This is a genomic window from Olsenella profusa DSM 13989, assembly GCF_030811115.1.
Classification (GTDB): domain Bacteria; phylum Actinomycetota; class Coriobacteriia; order Coriobacteriales; family Atopobiaceae; genus Olsenella_F; species Olsenella_F profusa.
Map to the genome: position 1 here is coordinate 1905295 of NZ_JAUSQK010000001.1, position 16604 is coordinate 1921898.

At 64.8% G+C, this 16604-nt stretch carries 13 protein-coding genes; 10 read left to right on the forward strand and 3 right to left on the reverse strand.

The genetic code is table 11. From position 1 onward, the window contains the following. Positions 1 to 17: 17 nt before the first annotated feature. From J2S71_RS08790 to J2S71_RS08835, 10 genes are all read left to right on the forward strand, one after another. Complete coding sequence (locus J2S71_RS08790) at positions 18 to 1346, forward strand: ABC transporter substrate-binding protein (RefSeq protein WP_307390937.1); 1329 nt, start codon at positions 18 to 20, stop codon at positions 1344 to 1346. A 98-nt stretch (positions 1347 to 1444) separates the two neighbouring features. Continuing rightward, on the forward strand, positions 1445 to 2320 hold the full coding sequence (locus J2S71_RS08795) for a carbohydrate ABC transporter permease (protein ID WP_307390940.1): 876 nt from the start codon (positions 1445 to 1447) through the stop codon (positions 2318 to 2320). After that, complete coding sequence (locus tag J2S71_RS08800) at positions 2320 to 3186, forward strand: carbohydrate ABC transporter permease (RefSeq protein ID WP_021725769.1); 867 nt, start codon at positions 2320 to 2322, stop codon at positions 3184 to 3186. Before J2S71_RS08795 ends, J2S71_RS08800 begins: the two co-directional genes overlap by 1 nt. A 3-nt stretch (positions 3187 to 3189) precedes the next feature. Further along, complete coding sequence (gene malQ, locus J2S71_RS08805) at positions 3190 to 4692, forward strand: 4-alpha-glucanotransferase (RefSeq protein WP_307390943.1); 1503 nt, start codon at positions 3190 to 3192, stop codon at positions 4690 to 4692. Continuing rightward, complete coding sequence (locus J2S71_RS08810) at positions 4680 to 5870, forward strand: ABC transporter ATP-binding protein (protein ID WP_307390946.1); 1191 nt, start codon at positions 4680 to 4682, stop codon at positions 5868 to 5870. The genes malQ and J2S71_RS08810 overlap by 13 nt, the downstream gene beginning before the upstream one ends. Before the next feature lie 122 nt (positions 5871 to 5992). Further along, the gene (locus J2S71_RS08815; protein WP_307390950.1) at positions 5993 to 7441 is read left to right on the forward strand and encodes a glycoside hydrolase family 32 protein; all 1449 of its coding nucleotides are present in this window, start codon (positions 5993 to 5995) and stop codon (positions 7439 to 7441) included. Further along, positions 7438 to 9771, forward strand: coding sequence for a replication restart helicase PriA (priA, locus tag J2S71_RS08820; protein WP_307390952.1), 2334 nt, complete (start codon positions 7438 to 7440; stop codon positions 9769 to 9771). The genes J2S71_RS08815 and priA overlap by 4 nt, the downstream gene beginning before the upstream one ends. Before the next feature lie 376 nt (positions 9772 to 10147). Then, the gene (gene def, locus J2S71_RS08825; protein WP_021725923.1) at positions 10148 to 10696 is read left to right on the forward strand and encodes a peptide deformylase; all 549 of its coding nucleotides are present in this window, start codon (positions 10148 to 10150) and stop codon (positions 10694 to 10696) included. An 11-nt stretch (positions 10697 to 10707) separates the two neighbouring features. Next, positions 10708 to 11619, forward strand: a complete 912-nt coding sequence (gene fmt / locus J2S71_RS08830; RefSeq protein WP_307390955.1) for a methionyl-tRNA formyltransferase — start codon at positions 10708 to 10710, stop codon at positions 11617 to 11619. A 121-nt stretch (positions 11620 to 11740) separates the two neighbouring features. Then, the gene (locus J2S71_RS08835) at positions 11741 to 11950 is read left to right on the forward strand and encodes a hypothetical protein (protein WP_307390958.1); all 210 of its coding nucleotides are present in this window, start codon (positions 11741 to 11743) and stop codon (positions 11948 to 11950) included. A gap of 53 nt (positions 11951 to 12003) precedes the next feature. On the opposite strand, the gene J2S71_RS08840 is transcribed toward J2S71_RS08835, so the two are convergent. The 3 genes from J2S71_RS08840 to J2S71_RS08850 form a co-directional block, all read right to left on the reverse strand. Then, the gene (locus tag J2S71_RS08840) at positions 12004 to 12936 is read right to left on the reverse strand and encodes a LysR family transcriptional regulator (protein ID WP_307390960.1); all 933 of its coding nucleotides are present in this window, start codon (positions 12934 to 12936) and stop codon (positions 12004 to 12006) included. A gap of 238 nt (positions 12937 to 13174) precedes the next feature. Further along, a complete protein-coding gene (locus J2S71_RS08845) occupies positions 13175 to 14806 on the reverse strand; it encodes an NAD-dependent malic enzyme (RefSeq protein ID WP_307390963.1) in 1632 nt (543 codons plus the stop codon). A 79-nt stretch (positions 14807 to 14885) separates the two neighbouring features. Next, positions 14886 to 16331, reverse strand: coding sequence for a DASS family sodium-coupled anion symporter (locus tag J2S71_RS08850; protein ID WP_307390965.1), 1446 nt, complete (start codon positions 16329 to 16331; stop codon positions 14886 to 14888). Between the last annotated feature and the right edge of the window lie 273 nt (positions 16332 to 16604).

Consider the following 16604-nt stretch of genomic DNA (forward strand, 5'->3'; position numbering starts at 1 on the left):
CGTGGAAGGAGAAGGACATGGACATCAGCGCAGGGCGGGTAACGAGGAGGACGTTTCTGGGCGGTGCCGGCTTGGTGGCCGCGGCGGGCCTGGCGGCGTGCGGCAATGGGGGCGGTGGCGGCTCGTCCTCTGACGACTCCAATCGTTCGGGCAACGTGTACTGGCTCAACTTCAAGCCCGAGATGGACGGGGCAATCCAGGACCTGGCGAAGAAGTACATGGACAAGTACCCCAACGTCAAGGTGAAGATCACCACGGCGGCCTCGGGCACCTACGAGCAGACGCTCACCTCCGAGATGGACAAGTCCGACGCTCCGACGCTCTTCGTCATCGGCAACACCGCCGGCGTCAGGGAGTGGGGCGACTACGCGATGGACCTCAAGGACACCGACATCGCCAAGCTGCTGTCCACCGAGGACTACAACCTCAGCGACGATTCCGGCAAGCTCGTCTCCATCCCGTACTGCTACGAGTGCTTCGGCATCGTCGTCAATCCCGACCTCGTCAAGAAGGCCGGACACTCGGTGGACGAGATCAAGGACTTCGCGTCCCTGAAGGCGGTCGTCGAGGACATGCACAAGAAGGCCGCGGCCAACGGCTTCGACGCCTTCGTCGCCACCGACATGGACTCCTCCTCGAGCTGGCGCATCACCGGCCACCTCACGAACCTCGCCCTGTTCTACGAGGCGCGGGATGACGGTGGCTGGAAGGAGGCTCCGTCCACCATCAAGGGAACCTATCTTCCCAACTACAAGAACCTCTACGACCTTGCCATCAACAACAGCACCGTCGAGCCCAGCTCGCTCGCGACGGGCGGCCACGACCCGCTGACCCAGTTCACCGACGGCAAGGCCGCGTTCTTCTTCACGGGAACCTTCGGCTATGCCGACATCAAGGACAAGGTCCCCAACGCCGTCTGCATCCCGTACTACGGTGGCGTCGAAGGTGAGGAGAAGGCGGCGCTCAACTGCGGCACCGAGAACTGCTGGGCCATCAGTGACAATGCGTCCGACGAGGACAAGAAGGCTACGATGGACTTCATGTGCTGGCTCGTCTCCGACTCCGAGGCCGCACAGACCCTGGTCGATCAGCTTGGCGTCCTGCCCTACAAGGACGCCCCCGAGTCCGCCGACCCCTTCTATGCCCAGGAGCAGACGTACGAGGACAGGGGCAACTACATCATGACCTGGAACTTCAGCTACACGCCCAATGTGGACGAGTTCCGCTCGAATCTGGTCTCCGCCCTCAACGCATACAACGACAGCCCCTCCGACTCCACGTGGGAGGGCGTCAGGACCGCGTTCGTCGATGGCTGGGCCGAGCAGTACAAGAAGGCCAACGGCTAGCCCCCGGCTCCCGTGACCGTCCTGTGTCGTGAGCGATTCGATGGGAGGTTGGGTGCCGGCGGCATCCCAGCCTCCCTCTCTCAAGGGGAAGCGATGCCATGAACATCAAACCACAGCGAGGTACTTCCCAGATGCGTGCGACCAAGCGCTGGAGCTGGCTCTTCATGGGGCCCGTGACCATCGCCTTCGTCATCGGATTCGTCTGGCCCTTCATCCAGGGAATCTACCTCTCGTTCTGCAACTTCAAGACCACGAGCCATGCGACGTTCGTGGGCCTCTCCAACTACGTCGCGGCCTTTGCGGACTCCAGCTTCCAGTACTCGTTCTGGTACACGGCCGCGACGGCCATCATCAGCCTCGTGGTCATCAACGTGATCGCCTTCGCGGTGGCCTACACCCTCACCCAGAACATCAAGGGGTCCAACCTTTTCCGCACGGTCTTCTTCATGCCCAACCTCATCGGTGGCATCGTGCTGGGCTACATCTGGTCGATGATCTTCGATGGCATCCTGCAGGCCTATGGCACGTCGATCCTGCTGGACACGACCTATGGCTTCTGGGGACTCATCATCCTCATGTGCTGGCAGCAGATCGGCTACATGATGATCATCTACATCGCCGGGCTCCAGGCGGTGCCCGAGGACATGATCGAGGCCGCCAAGATCGATGGCGCCACCAAGATGCAGACGCTCTTCAAGGTCATCATTCCCAACGTGATGCCTTCGATCACCATCTGCACCTTCCTGTCGCTCACCAACGGCTTCAAGCTCTTTGACCAGAACCTCGCGCTCACGGGTGGCCAGCCCTTCAGGTCGACCGAGATGCTGGCCCTCAACATCTACAACACGTTCTACACCTCGGGCGCGACGACCCGTGGCGTGGCCCAGGCGAAGGCCGTCGCCTTCTTCGTCCTGGTGGCTGCCATGGGCCTGGCGCAGCTCGCCTACACCCGCAAGAGGGAGGTGCAGCAGTAATGGCTACCACGTCCTCGACGGCCGTGGGGGGCGAACGGCGCACGCAGACCATCCTGTCGGTGATCCTTGCCGTCGTATGCGTCATCTGGGTGCTGCCCGTCGTCTCCGTCATCATCAACTCGTTCAAGCTCAACACCTACGTCAAGACCGACACCTTTGCACTGCCCACGGAGGAGAGCTTCGCGGGCCTCTCCAACTTTGTCAATGGCATGACCTTTGGCAACTATCCCTTCCTGATGTGCATCTTCTACAGCGCGCTCATCACCATCGTGTCCACCTTCCTCATCCTGCTCTTCTGCTCGATGGCCGCCTGGTACGTCGCGCGCGTCAACTCCAAGTTCTGCAAGGTCATCTACTACCTGTGCATCTTCTCGATGGTCGTGCCGTTCCAGATGGTCATGTTCACGCTCTCCAAGACCGCGGACACCCTGAAGCTCAACACCCCCTACACCATCCCCATCGTCTACCTCGGCTTTGGTGCGGGCCTGGCCATCTTCATGTTCGTCGGCGCCATGAAGACCATCCCCATCGAGATCGAGGAGGCGGCCGCCATCGATGGGTGTGGACCTCTGCGCACGTTCTTCTCCGTGGTTCTGCCCATACTCAGGCCAACGCTCATCTCCGTGGGCATCCTGGAGATCATGTGGGTGTGGAACGACTATCTCCTGCCCTACCTGGTGCTCGACATCAATACGTACCGGACCATCCCCATCCACATCCAGTATCTCAAGGGTAGCTATGGCACGGTCGACCTCGGCGCCACGATGGCCCTCGTCCTTCTGGCAATCGTCCCGGTCATCGTCTTCTACCTGTGTGCCCAGAAGTACATCATCAAGGGCGTCGCGGCCGGCGCCGTGAAGGGATAGGCCATGGGACGCTCGTGTGGTGTCATTGCGGCCATCTCGTCGCTGCCATCGCCGTACGGCATCGGCACGATCGGTGCGGCGGCCCGCTCGTTCGTGAACTTTCTCGCGCAGGCGGGACAGTCGTGGTGGCAGGTGCTGCCGGTTGGCCCCACCAGCTATGGCGACTCGCCCTACCAGAGCCCCTCCAGCTTTGCGGGCAACCCCTACCTCATCGACCTTGACCAGCTCATCGAGGAGGGCCTGCTCGACAAGGAGGAAGTCACGGCCATCGGGTGGGGAAGCGACCCCGAGCGCGTGGACTATGGCGTGCTCTTTCGGGAGCGCCTCCCGCTTCTGCGCAGGGCCTATCGGCGCGGATGGAGGCGCGACCAGACCGAGGTGGCCGCCTTTGCCCAGGAGCACGCCTCCTGGCTTGATGACTACGCGCTCTTCATGGCGCTCAAGCAGCACTTCGGCATGACCGCCTGGACGCAGTGGCCCGACGAGGAGGCGCGTCTGCGCACGTCCGAGGCGTTCACGCGCTATCGCGTGGAGCTGGCGGACGACATACGGTGCCATACCTACCTACAGTACCTGTTCTTCAAACAGTGGGACGCCCTGCGTGCCCATGCCCATGGGCGGGGGGTGCGCATCATCGGTGACATGCCCATCTATGTGGCGCTCGACTCGGCGGACGCCTGGGCGGACCCCCAGTGGTTTCAGCTGGACGAGGACAACCTGCCGACGCGGGTGGCGGGAGTGCCCCCCGACTACTTCAATGCGGATGGGCAGCTGTGGGGTAACCCGCTCTACGACTACGATGCCATGCGCTCCGATGGCTTCGGCTGGTGGGTGCGCAGGATGGGTGGCATAGCCTCGCTCTATGACATGGTGCGCCTCGACCACTTCCGCGGATTCGAGAGCTACTGGTCTGTCCCTGCCGGCGAGCGGACGGCCAAGCATGGCAGATGGGTCAAGGGTCCCGGCATGGAGCTCGTGGGGGCGCTGCTCGGCAGCTTCCCGCAGCTGTCATTCATCGCGGAGGACCTGGGCTATGTGACCCCCGAGGTCGCGCGCCTGCTCGAGGACTCGGGACTACCCGGCATGAAGGTACTTGAGCTGGCCTTTGATTCCCGCGAGGCCACGAGCTACCTTCCGCACCTCTATGACCGGCATTGCGTGTGCTACACCGGCACGCACGATAACGCGCCCATCATGGGATGGCGCGATGAGGCGGCCCCAGCCGATGTCCAGACGGCCATAGACTACCTGGGCCTCAATAGTGATGAGGGCTTCAACTGGGGCGTCATACGTGGCGGCATGGCGAGCGTCGCGGATCTCTTCATGGCACAGATACAGGACTACCTGGGACTCGGCAGCGCGTCACGCATGAACACGCCGGGGTACGTGGGTGGAAACTGGCAATGGCGCCTCACGGAGGGGCAACTCACGGACCAGCTGGCCATGCGCATGGCCAAGATGGTCCGACTGTACGGACGAAAGGAAGGAAGCTCATGGCAGAGGTAAACCTGAAGCATATCAGGAAGGTCTATCCCACGACCGAGAGACAGCGTCGCCATAGAAAGGGGGAGGCCGAGCGCAAGAGCAACCTGAAGGTGACCGACGAGGGCGTCGTTGCGGTGGACGACTTCAACCTCGATGTGGCCGATCGTGAGTTTGTGGTGCTCGTGGGACCATCGGGATGTGGCAAGTCGACGACGCTGCGCATGGTTGCCGGTCTCGAGGAGATCTCGGGGGGCGACCTGTGCATCGACGGCAAGCGCATGAACGATGTGGCTCCCAAGGATCGCGACATCGCCATGGTCTTCCAAAGCTATGCGCTCTATCCGCACATGACGGTCTACGATAACCTGGCCTTTCCCCTCAAGCTGCGCAAGACGCCCGCTGACGAGGCTGACGGGAAGGTGCGCGAGGCGGCACAGATCCTGGGCATCACCGAGTATCTCGACCGTAAGCCCAAGGCGCTTTCGGGTGGTCAGCGCCAGCGCGTGGCCATCGGCCGCGCCATCGTGCGCAACCCCAAGGTGCTCCTCATGGACGAGCCCCTCTCGAACCTGGATGCCAAGCTGCGCAACCAGATGCGTGCCGAGATCATCAAACTGCGCCAGCGCATCGACACGACGTTCATGTACGTCACGCACGACCAGACCGAAGCCATGACCCTCGGCGATCGCATCGTGGTCATGAAGGATGGCGTGGTGCAGCAGGTGGGCACCCCGCAGGAGGTCTTCGACCATCCTGCCAACCTCTTCGTGGCCGGCTTCATCGGCGTCCCACAGATGAACTTCTTCGACGCCCGCCTCATGCGCACAGGCAAGGAGTACCACCTGGAGACGGTCTCCCTTTCCATCGCGCTCTCTGCGGAGACGAGCGCCAAGCTCGCCCAGATGCAGGACGTCTCCGATGCGACGAGCGTGGTGGCGGGCGTGCGCCCCGAGCAGCTCCTGCTCGCTGACGTCGGCGTGCCCGATGCCATGAGCGGCACCGTTGAGGTGACGGAACTCATGGGCTCTACCGTCCATGTGCACGTGAGCACGGACGATGGTCAGTTCGTGCTCATCGTTCCCTCGGTTGACCTGGGTGGTAGGAGCTATGACCCAGGTGACGCGATCGGCTTCACGTTTGCCCCCAACGCGCTGCACCTGTTTGACAAGGGCTCAGGCGCAAGCCTGCTGTCCTCATAGCGGGATGTGGCATCCGCGTCCGCCCCAGCATGCACTACTATCATCATAGGACGTGAGAGCGATGTGCCGTCTGCCGCCCATCCTGCCCAGCGGGGTGGGCGGTGGCGAAGGGGGAGGGCATCATGGGAAATCCACTGAGCTCAGACTTGAATGCGCTTCGGCAGGCCATGGAGCGCCTTGCCACGCCGGGGCACTATGCCCAATCCTTCCACCTGGTTCCGCCTGTGGGCTGGCTCAATGACCCCAATGGCCTCTGCCAGATGGGAGACACCTACCATGCCTACTTCCAGTACTCGCCCTTCAATCCCGAGGGTGGCGTCAAGATGTGGGGCCACAGCACGAGCAAGGACCTCGTGCGCTGGTCCTATGAGGGCACGGCCATCTACCCTGACCAGCCCTTTGACGTCTCCGGTGTGTACTCGGGCTGCGCCTATGTCGAGAACGACCTGATGCACATCTTCTATACGGGCAACGTCAAGCGCGAGGACGAGGATCACTACGACTACGTGACCAGCGGGCGTGAGGCCAACACCATCTATGTGACGAGTCGCGACGGTCGTACCTTTGGGCCCAAGCGCCTCATCATGACCAACGCGGACTATCCCGCGGATGACACCGAGCACGTGCGCGATCCCAAGGTATGGCGCCAGGATGGAACGTACCTCATGGTCCAAGGGGCTCGACGCACGGACGACAAGGGCGAGGTGCTGGTGTTTCGCTCCGACGACCTCAGGCACTGGAGCCTTGCCAACCGCGTGAGCACGGAGTATCCCTTTGGCTACATGTGGGAGTGCCCCGACTACTTCGAGCTTGCCGATGATGGCGACCTCACCGCAAGCGAGCATGTCAAGGTGCTGAGCATCTCGCCACAGGGGCTCAGGGGCAGCGACTGGGAGCATCGCAACGTATATCAGAGCGGCTACTTCGTGATGCGCGGCGACCTTCTGGGCGAGAACTACCTGTCGCCCTTCGCCCTGTGGGACGCGGGATTTGACTTCTATGCGCCCCAGACCTTCCAAGCCTCCGACGGCCGCAGGATCCTCATCGGCTGGATGGGCATGCCCGACACCAAGGAGTACACCAACCTCACCCTGCGGGATGGCTGGCAGCACTGCTTCACCATCGCGCGCGAGGTGACGGCCTTCGATGGCCGCGTCCTGCAGAGGCCGGTCAGCGAGCTGGACGCCCTGCGCACCAACGAGCGCAGCGCAAAGGACGAGCTCGATGTTGATGGATGCAAGGAGTTCGACCTCACCGTCGAGGGCCTCACCGGCAGGATCGATGTCATGCGCGCCCATGTGGGACGGGAGCTCATGCTCAGCTGGGGCAGCGGGATCTTCGAGATGCGCTTCCTCGACGAGTCGATGGAATCCGTGGGCGCGGGCCGCAAGGTGCGCTTCGAGCGTCTGGACGAGCTGCGCAACGTTCGCATCGTCGGTGACGTCTCCTCGGTGGAGGTCTTCGTGAACGATGGCGAGCTCACGTTCTCCACGCGCTACTACCCAACTGCATACGGCGTCGACGTGGAGGCGCCCGGCACGCGCATCACGCTCTGGGACCTGCTGGCATGACGGAGGCTGGCCGTACGCCGGATGCGCCCGCGCGCTTCGCTGCGGTCGTCCCCGACGTTCCCACGCGCGCCCTCGACGGCACCTATGACTACGTCATCCCGCCCGAGCTCTCGGGCGAGGTGACGGTGGGCGTCACCGTGCTCGTGTCGTTTGGCCATCGCGATGTGGTGGGCTACGTGCTGGACGTGGGCCCTGTGCCCGAGCCGGGGGTCGACGTCTCCCGATTGCTCCCCATCGAGCGCGTGCTGGCGGAGCCTGCCTTTGACGAGGGCGCCGCCCACGTCATCCGCTGGATGGCCCGCGAGTATGCCTGTACGCTGCCCGAGGCCGTGAGGCCCTTCCTTGCGCCAGGACAGACGATGCGTGTGGAGCGTGCGGACGAGGGGAGCTGGACGCTCGTGTGCGAGCGTTCCGGTCCCGTGGACGAGCATTGGGTCTTTCGCGTGCCCGCGGCGGAGGGCTTCGAGCCCCGCAAGAATGCGAGTCGCCAGCGCCAGGTGCTCGAGGCGCTGACGCACGGTCCCATTCGCATGGCGGAGCTCTCGGCTACCATGCCTGGGGCCGGGGCCGCCGTCTCAGCGCTGGAAGGGCACGGCGTGGTGGCGGTAGAGTCGCGCCGACGCGTGCGCGGGGGCGCGGGCACCTCGCTCTCGTCCGCCCAGGCCGCGCGACCCCAGGAGCTCACCGTGGGCCAACGGGAGGCGCTCGCCGCCATTGATGAGGCGCGTGGGGCCGCCTCCGGTGACGTGGTGCTCGTGGATGGCGTGACGGGGTCGGGCAAGACCGAGGTCTACCTCGGTGCCATCGAGCATGCGCGCGCTGCAGGCACGAACGCCATCGTGCTCGTGCCGGAGATCTCCCTCACGGCACAGACGGTGGGACGCTTCCGCTCGCGCTTTGGCGGTGACGTGGCCATCCTGCACTCGCGCCTTTCCGTCGGTGAACGCTTCGACCAGTGGGATCTCGTGCGCCGTGGCGAGGTGCATGTGGTGGTGGGAGCGCGTTCGGCGCTGTTCGCGCCGTTCTCGCGGGTGGGGCTCATCGTGATCGACGAGGAGCACGAGGCCTCCTACAAGCAGGACTCCGCGCCGCGTTACCATGCGCGCGAGGTGGCCTGCCGGCTTGCGCGGGAGCGCGGCTGTGCGCTCGTGCTGGGCTCTGCGACCCCCTCGCTGGAGAGCCTTGCCCGCTGTGAGGAAGGGCGTGCGCTCGGCGTGCGCTGGACACGGGTCTCCATGTCGGAGCGTCCGGGACGCGCAGCCCTTCCCACGGTGCGTGTCGTGGACATGACGCGACAGTTTGCCCAAGGGAGCCGCTCGATCTTCTCTGCGCCTCTCGTCGATGCCCTGTTGAGAGTCAGGGACGAGCACCGTAAGGCAGTGCTTCTGCTCAACCGGCGTGGCTTTGCGAACTTCCTCATGTGCCGCGAGTGTGGTGCGGTGCCCGAGTGTCCCCACTGCTCGTGTGCCCTCACCTACCACGAGCGCGGCCACATGTTGGTATGCCACAGCTGTGGACGCAACTGGCCCGTGAGGGCCTACCCCGACCCGTCCACGCGCTGTCCCAACTGTGGGAGCCGCTACCTGGGCGCCTTTGGCGTAGGCACGCAGCGTGTGGAGGACGAGCTGAGGATGCTGCTGGGTGAGGACGTCGAGGTCATCCGCATGGATGCGGACACCACCAAAGGCAAGGGCGCCCACCAGCGCCTGCTCGAGCAGTTTGACGCCGCTCGGTGCGCAGTGCTCGTGGGCACGCAGATGATTGCCAAGGGACTCGACTTTCCCGAGGTCACGCTCGTGGGCATCGTGAATGCCGATACCACGCTCAAGCTTCCCGACTTTCGTGCGGCAGAGCGCACCTACGACTTGCTGGAGCAGGTCGCAGGCCGTGCCGGACGCGGAGACGTGTCTGGTGAGGTCATCATTCAGACCTACTGGGCCTCGCATCCGGCCATCCAGGCCGTGCTGCTCCATGACCGTTCCGTGTTCCTCGCCTCCGAGCTGGCGGATCGCCAGGAGGGTGGCTACCCGCCGTTCTCCCGGCTCTCCAATGTGACCTTCTGGGGCATCGATGTCCAGGCAGTGCGACAGGTGGGTGACGAGCTGGCACGGGCCGTGCGCGCGCGCATCGGCGAGGAGCCTGGTTGGGAGGTGCTGGGCCCCACCGACTGTCTCAAGGGACGCGTGAAGGATCGCGTGCGACGTCACCTCATGGTGAAGTCGCCGCTTGGCAGCGGCCCCGGTGAGCTGCTCATGGCGTGCGTGCGCACCCTCAGGGTGCCGCGGGGCGTGAGCATGGCGATCGACGTGGATGCCTACGACACGATGTAGCGCTGCGTGGGCGATGAGCGCAGCCCACGTGACGGTCTGGGTGGCGCATCTGGAATGAAGACTCGCACACCGAGGCATTCTGCCACGGGCGGACACTCCGTTGCATGAGGTTTCGCATGTCCGGCGGGCAAATGACAAGGATTGTGTCACCCCACCGCAAACATGGCGTTGTGCGGCACGTCAGCGCACGGGATCTCATTCCGCATTGGCCTGCCGCAGGGTGTCGAAGCCCTCCGCATGTGCGGTCTGGCACACCCTTCCATGAATCGTCGTCTTGCGATGCGGTGGAAGGATCCCGCCCTTGTTGGGTAGTATGGGAAAGGTTGTCCAAGCCATGGCGTGACGGCGTGCCCATCTCGCCTGAAAGGAACTTTCCATGTCTGGAATGAAGGATATCGTCTGTGCGCCGGATGATCGGCTCATGACCGAGTGCGCTCCCATCGAGAGGGTGGATGGCAGTGTGAAGGCCCTGGCTAAGCGCATGCTCAAGGACATGTATGCCTCCGACGGCTGCGGCCTTGCCGCACCGCAGGTGGGTGCACTGGTGCAGCTGGTGGTCATCGACGTGGACCATGCTGATGGCGAGGGTTCCAAGAACCCCTATGTGCTCGTCAATCCCAAGGTGGTCGTGGCGGATGGTCCCGAACGCACCACGAGTGAGGGCTGTCTGTCGTTCCCCGGCATCAGTGTGGAGGTGAGCCGTCCCAGCCACGTGGTGGTGGAGGCGCGCAACCTCGATGGCGACCTCATGCGCTATGAGGCCCAGGACAACCTCCTTGCCGTGTGCCTGCAGCATGAGATCGACCACCTGCATGGTATCACGATGGTCGACCATCTGTCTCCCGCCAAGCGCATCGCCGCCCTGCGTGACTATCAGGAGGCGGTCGCTGCAGGCGCGCTTCCAGGCGAGACGTCGACAGAATAGGGGGGAACGTCATGCGCATCGTCTTCATGGGAACTCCCGACTTCGCCGTGCCATCCCTGCGCGAGCTCGCGTGCACCAACGAGGTCACCCTGGTGCTGACCAGGCCGGATGCCGTGCGAGGACGCGGTAGGAAGCTCGTGGCCTCCCCCGTCAAGGCGGCGGCGCTCGAACTTGGCCTTCCCGTGGTGGAGACCAAGCGCATCACGTCAGAGCTGCTCGCCCGGATCCGCGCCGCCCAGCCCGATGCCCTTGCCGTTGCGGCCTTCGGTTGCATCCTGCCGGACGAGCTGCTCGACATGGCCCCCCTGGGCTGTGTGAATGTGCACGGGTCACTCCTGCCGCGCTGGCGTGGCGCCGCGCCCATCCTGCGTGCCGTGCTGGCGGGGGATGAGCGGGTGGGCGTCTCCATCATGCGCATCGTCCACGAGTTGGACGCCGGCGCGTATTGCCGTCAGGCGTCCGTTGCGCTCACGGATCAGACGTGCCCCCAGCTCATGGACGAACTGGCGCGGCTGGGAGCCCATGAGCTGGCGGGCGCACTCAGCGAGATCGCGGCAGGCACCGCCGTGTGGGTGGAGCAGGATCCCCTGCGAGTTACCTATGCGCCCAAGATCGAGAAGGTGGAGATGCACCTGGATCCCGCGGCACGCGCATGGGAGAATCGTCGGCGCGTCCAGGCATCGCTTGACGAGGCCCCGGCGCGTCTTTCGGTTGGCGGCAGGGGACTGCGCGCACTCGATGCGCGTGTCGCGGACGCGTCCGTTGCCGAGGGCCGTGTGCTCGTGCGCGGGGGACATGTGTACCTGGGCTGCGTGGACGGTGCGTTGGAGCTCACGCGCGTGAAGCCCGACGGCAAGCGCGAGATGGCCGCCTCCGCCTGGGCATCCGGTCTGAGGGGCGCCATGTCCTGGGATACCCTCTAGCATGGCCGGCACGGGCAGGGCGGCAGGCCCGCACAGGGAGGGTGGCGCGAGGACGGGCGCTCGATGCGCCTCGCGGGTCGCCCTCGGGCTCCTGACAGAGCAGCGGCGCCATGCGGCGCGTATGTGCGATCTGCTGTGTGCGTCCCCTTCTCTGGGGACGGAGGCATTCCTCGCGAGCGCTGCCGGCAGGGGCTTCGAGAGGAAGCCCCTGCCCCGTCTCGGCACCGTGGTGGACGAGGACGCCGCCTCCACCGAAGGCTCGCTCTGCCTTGCCCAGCGGCGTGGAGGCCCCGACGCGCACTACCTTTCCCTGCTCGTGCGCACGGCCTAGCCCCGAGCCCCTGTAGCGTCGGGTATCCGTACCGTGTCGCACGACTGTCCGCGCTACTCCACCCTGGGTAACGGTTCCCTCAGCAACTCCCTGATGGCGTTGATGCATGCGTCGTCGCGGTAGTAGGGGCGCGTCAGGTCCTGGAAGGCGTAGACGTTGAAGGAGGGGGCGCCCGTTCCCACGATGGGTGTCATGGTCACCTCGTGGTCGTTGTCGCCCAGCGAGACGGTGGACATGAAGCCGATGCCCACTTCGGCGGCGACAAGTGCCTTGAGCAGCGGCAGCTGGTCTATCTCGGCGATGATTCTGATGTCGCGCCCATACGCGTCGAAGAGGCGTTCGAGCGTCGTGCGCTGGAGGTAGTCACTGGTGAAGGTGACCAGGGGAAACTGGGGCAACCACTCGAGGGCCGCGGGCTCTATCGGCCTGCCGGTGAGGAATGGGTGTCCCGCTGGCGTCACGAAGCAGAAGGGAAACGAACCCACCTTGCGGGCCCTGACGTTGGGAATCGTGGGAAACGAGCCGGTGCAGGCCACGACGCCGGCATCGAGCGCGTGACGCGAGATCTCGTGCAGCGTGCGGGAGGAGCCAAGGGACTGCACGACGAACTTGTTCTTGTGGTAGGTCCTCTGCAGCGTGACGATGGCACCCTTGTAGAAGCGAGACAGGAGAATGGGCGGTATGCCCAGATAGATGGTGCGACGCCCCTCCAGGTCATCGATCGTTCTGCGGGCCTCGCGGAGCTCTTCCACGATCCTCTCCGCATGCGCCTCGAAGATGTGGCCCGATCTTGTCAGCCTGATGCCGCCTGTCCCAAACGACTGCCGTTCGAAGAGCACGGTGCCCAGCGTCCGCTCCAGGCGCTTGACGGCGTGCGAGATGGTCGGTTGAGAGATACCAAGGGCCCGTGCCGCCTCGGTGAAGCTCCCCGTGCGCACTGCCTCCAAGAAGATCTCGATGTCGTGCAGGTTGTCGATTTCCAGCATGGCTTCTCACCAGCTCCCTGCCTGCATGGCCCAACGGTAGACCCTCGTCACTTAATGAGCGTTCATGAATCGGGGAGATGCACCGCACGTTCGCCCATCGGTCATCATGTCGTGCCGCCCATGGTCGCGAGATGCCCTGCGGGTCGTCCGTGATGCCTCGGGAGGCATGCCGTCACGCTTCCACGTGGCGGCATGGGGCATGGGGCGGGTGACGTGGGTGGCTCGAGGCTGTCCGGGGCTAGTATCTTGGGTCCCAGGCGGCGTCAGCAATGGCCTGCTCGACGTCAGCCACCTCGATGCGGTTGAGTCCCTCCTCGATGGACTCGAGTGCGACGGCGCGTGCGACGGTGCGCGTGATCTTGGGAAGCTCGGCCATGGAAGGCAGTATTGCCGCGCCAGGGGTGTCGAGGTCGACCATGTCGGCGAGGGCCGACGCGCCGGCGAGGAGCATGCCGTCGCTCACGATCCTGGACCGGGGAATCAGGGCACCCAGGCAGAGCCCGGGATACATGAGGGCGTTGTTGCCCTGGCCGATGTGGTAGGTCTGCCCACCGTACTCGAAGGATGCCGAGGGCGTGCCCGTCACGACGAGGGCCCTGCCCGCGGTCCAGGTGACGACGTCCTTGGCGGTCGCCTCGGCGAGCTTGGTGGGGTTGGAGATGGGCGCGATGAGGGGACGGTCACACTGCGCCGCCATGTTCTTGCAGACCCCCTCGGTGAAGGCGCCATGGACCGTGGAGGTTCCGATGAGCGCGGTGGGCGCGATGGCGTTCACGATGGCGGCGAGGTCATGGGTGTCCAGCCCCTGCGGGAACTCGGACGCCCCGTGCGCATAGAGCCGCTGTCCATCGGTGAGGCCGTCCATGCCCTTGAGGATGAGCCCCTGGCGGTCGACCAGGTAGATGCGGCTGCGGGCCTCCTCGAGGCTCAGGCCGCCGAGATGCACGAGCCCATCGACGATCTGGTCGTCGATGCCGATGCCGGCGGTGCCCGCCCCGAAGGTGACGACCTTGGTGTCGGCAAGCTCCCGCGCGGCCACCTTCGTCGCGGCGATGAGCGCGCCGAGCACCGTGACGCCCGTCCCCTGGATGTCGTCGTTGATGGTCAGGATCTTGTCGCGGTACCGCTCGAGGATGGGTGCCGCGCAGGGGCGGCCGAAGTCCTCCCAGTGCATGAGGGCATCGGGGTAGAGCCCGAGGGAGACGTCCACGAACCGCTGGATGAAGTCGTCGTAGCGCCGTCCCCGCACGCGCTCGAACCGGTTGCCCAGGTAGCGTGGGTCATCGAGCAGCTCCCTGCGGTTGGTGCCCACGTCCACCATGACCGGCAGGATCTGGGCCGGGTCTATGGAGGCGGCTGCCGTGTAGACGGCAAGCTTTCCCGTCAGGATCTCCGCGCCATTGGCACCCCAGTCGCCGATGCCCAGGATACCCTCGGCATCGGTGGCGACCACCAGACGGATGTCGGTGCGCTCTCCTGCGAAGGCCCTCAGGGACCGCTCGATCTCCTCGGGATGGTCGATGGAGATGTAGGCGACCTTCGAGCCGAAGTAGTGGTCGCTGTAGCCCTCGATGGACTGTGCCACCGTGGGCGCATAGACGATGGGCATGTACTCGGTGAGGTGCTTGGACATGCTGTAGAAGAACAGGCGGGCGTTGTCGTCGCGGACGCTCATGAGGTACATGCGCCGTGCGAGGTCGGTGGGCTGCGCGAGGAAGCGCTCGTACACCATGGCCTCCTGCTGGTCGATGGTCAGCACGGCCGCGGGCAGAAGCCCCGTGAGGCCAAGCTCCTCACGCTCATCGGGCGTGAAGGCGCATCCCTTGTTGAGCAGCGAATCGTTGAGTACCGCAAAGCCTTGCTTGGTCATGACATGCTCCTATCCCCTAGGTGTTGCCGCTGAGAGCCGAACGTCGTGGTGCTTGGGCAGCGCCCTCCCGTCGGGACGATTACCAGATGCCAATGATATGCCACCAGCCGAGACCCACGGTGAGCCATGTCGCAAGCATGACCACGCCGCAGACGGCGCCGATCCTGAAGTACTCGGGGGTGGTGAGATAGCCTGCGCCAAAGATGAGCGCCGCGGGTCCGGAGGCGTAGTGGGTCATCGCACCCATGAGCGCCGAGGCGGCACCGAGCATGAGGGCGGCCAGCAGGGAAGGGACGCCCGCCGCGATGGCCACGGTCAGGAAGAGCGTGTAGAGGGCGCTGATCTGGGAGAGCTCGGATGCGAACAGGTAGTGGAGCACGAAGTAGAAGATGGTGAGCAGGACGAGAACGACGGGCCACGACATCCCCTCGATGCCGCCTGCCAGAAAGCCACCGATCCAACTGATGACACCGAGCGTGTTGAGCTGCGATGCCATCCCAATCAGGATGCCGAAGAAGATCAGCGTCTGCCAGGCGGACTTGTTGGCGGCCATGTCCTTCCAGTCGATGACGTGGGTCACGAGCAGGATTGAGACCCCGAGGAACGCGACGGTGACGGCAGCCATGTCGAGCGTGGAGCCCAGGCACCAGAGCACGAGCATAGCCAGGAAGGTCATTCCCATGATGCGCTCCTGGACACTCATCCTGCCCATGCTCCTCTGCTCCTGGATGGCGTTCTGCCGTGCCTCGGGTGTGTCCTTGAGGGTGGGCGGGAAGATCGCGTGCACGACGCGGGGGAGGAGGGCAAGGGCGACGAGGCCGGGGACGATCCCGCCGAGCGCCCAGGTGACCCAGTCCAGCGTGATGCCCTGCTCGGCCGCCAGGCCCATGCAGATGGGGCCGCCGGCCATGGCCGTGAGGAACATCGCGGAGGTCACGGCGTTGACGTTGTTGGCGGTCGCGCACAGATAGGCACCGATGCGCTTGCGCGACGCATCGCCGCCCTCGGGTGTGGAGTCCTGCAGCTTGCCGATGGAGGTGATGATGGGGAAGAGCACACCCCCCAGGCGTGCCGTGTTCGAGGGCATGGCGGGCGAGAGGATGAGGTCGGTGACGGCCAGGCCATAGGCCGTGCCCAGTGACGATCCCCCGAGCTTGGAGAGGAACCAGATCGCGATGCGCCGACCCAGTCCCGTCTTGACGAAGCCCTGGGCGATGAAGTATGCGGCGACGATGAGCCACACCGACCCGCTGCCGAGACCGGAGAAGGCCTCCTTGGTGCTCATCGATCCGGTCGCCATAGCCAGCGCGAGTCCTATGATCGCGACGGCGGACGTGGGCAACGGCTGCAGGATGAGCGCCAGTATCGTCCCGATGAAGATGCCGAGCATGTGCATGCCACGCGGGTCGACCCCAGCGGGAACGGGGAGGAAGAAGAGGATGAGACCAAGGGCGACGCACACGATGCCCTTGATGAGGCCCGTGCGTCCCGTGCCCGTCGACCATCTGCCTGCCGTACCAGTCATATGCACCCCTTTCCGAGGGAGGCGGCTGCCGTGTGCCGCCCGATTGCCTATGACTATCAGCCTGGTCGATCGATCCCACAAATATTGATTCATTATGCCCCCATAAAGATGCCTGCGACCGTCCTGTGGCTCGGCGCGAGCGGTAGGGTGGGGCAGAGGATTTCCCGTGAAAGGGAACGATGGGCTGGCGAGCGGTCATGTCCGGCGCAACGCCGTCGGGGACTCGGCCCGACGTCCTCGGGCTCCCGGGGATGCGATCGTGGCCGTGCCTTG

What these genes read in the sequence shown, in the direction of transcription:
- J2S71_RS08790 (WP_307390937.1), top strand. Translation starts at nt 18, where the DNA reads ATGGACATCAGCGCAGGGCGGGTAACGAGGAGGACGTTTCTGGGCGGT.
- J2S71_RS08795 (WP_307390940.1), top strand. Translation starts at nt 1,445, where the DNA reads ATGAACATCAAACCACAGCGAGGTACTTCCCAGATGCGTGCGACCAAG.
- J2S71_RS08800 (WP_021725769.1), top strand. Translation starts at nt 2,320, where the DNA reads ATGGCTACCACGTCCTCGACGGCCGTGGGGGGCGAACGGCGCACGCAG.
- malQ (WP_307390943.1), top strand. Translation starts at nt 3,190, where the DNA reads ATGGGACGCTCGTGTGGTGTCATTGCGGCCATCTCGTCGCTGCCATCG.
- J2S71_RS08810 (WP_307390946.1), top strand. Translation starts at nt 4,680, where the DNA reads ATGGCAGAGGTAAACCTGAAGCATATCAGGAAGGTCTATCCCACGACC.
- J2S71_RS08815 (WP_307390950.1), top strand. Translation starts at nt 5,993, where the DNA reads ATGGGAAATCCACTGAGCTCAGACTTGAATGCGCTTCGGCAGGCCATG.
- priA (WP_307390952.1), top strand. Translation starts at nt 7,438, where the DNA reads ATGACGGAGGCTGGCCGTACGCCGGATGCGCCCGCGCGCTTCGCTGCG.
- def (WP_021725923.1), top strand. Translation starts at nt 10,148, where the DNA reads ATGTCTGGAATGAAGGATATCGTCTGTGCGCCGGATGATCGGCTCATG.
- fmt (WP_307390955.1), top strand. Translation starts at nt 10,708, where the DNA reads ATGCGCATCGTCTTCATGGGAACTCCCGACTTCGCCGTGCCATCCCTG.
- J2S71_RS08835 (WP_307390958.1), top strand. Translation starts at nt 11,741, where the DNA reads ATGTGCGATCTGCTGTGTGCGTCCCCTTCTCTGGGGACGGAGGCATTC.
- J2S71_RS08840 (WP_307390960.1), bottom strand. Translation starts at nt 12,936, where the DNA reads ATGCTGGAAATCGACAACCTGCACGACATCGAGATCTTCTTGGAGGCA.
- J2S71_RS08845 (WP_307390963.1), bottom strand. Translation starts at nt 14,806, where the DNA reads ATGACCAAGCAAGGCTTTGCGGTACTCAACGATTCGCTGCTCAACAAG.
- J2S71_RS08850 (WP_307390965.1), bottom strand. Translation starts at nt 16,331, where the DNA reads ATGACTGGTACGGCAGGCAGATGGTCGACGGGCACGGGACGCACGGGC.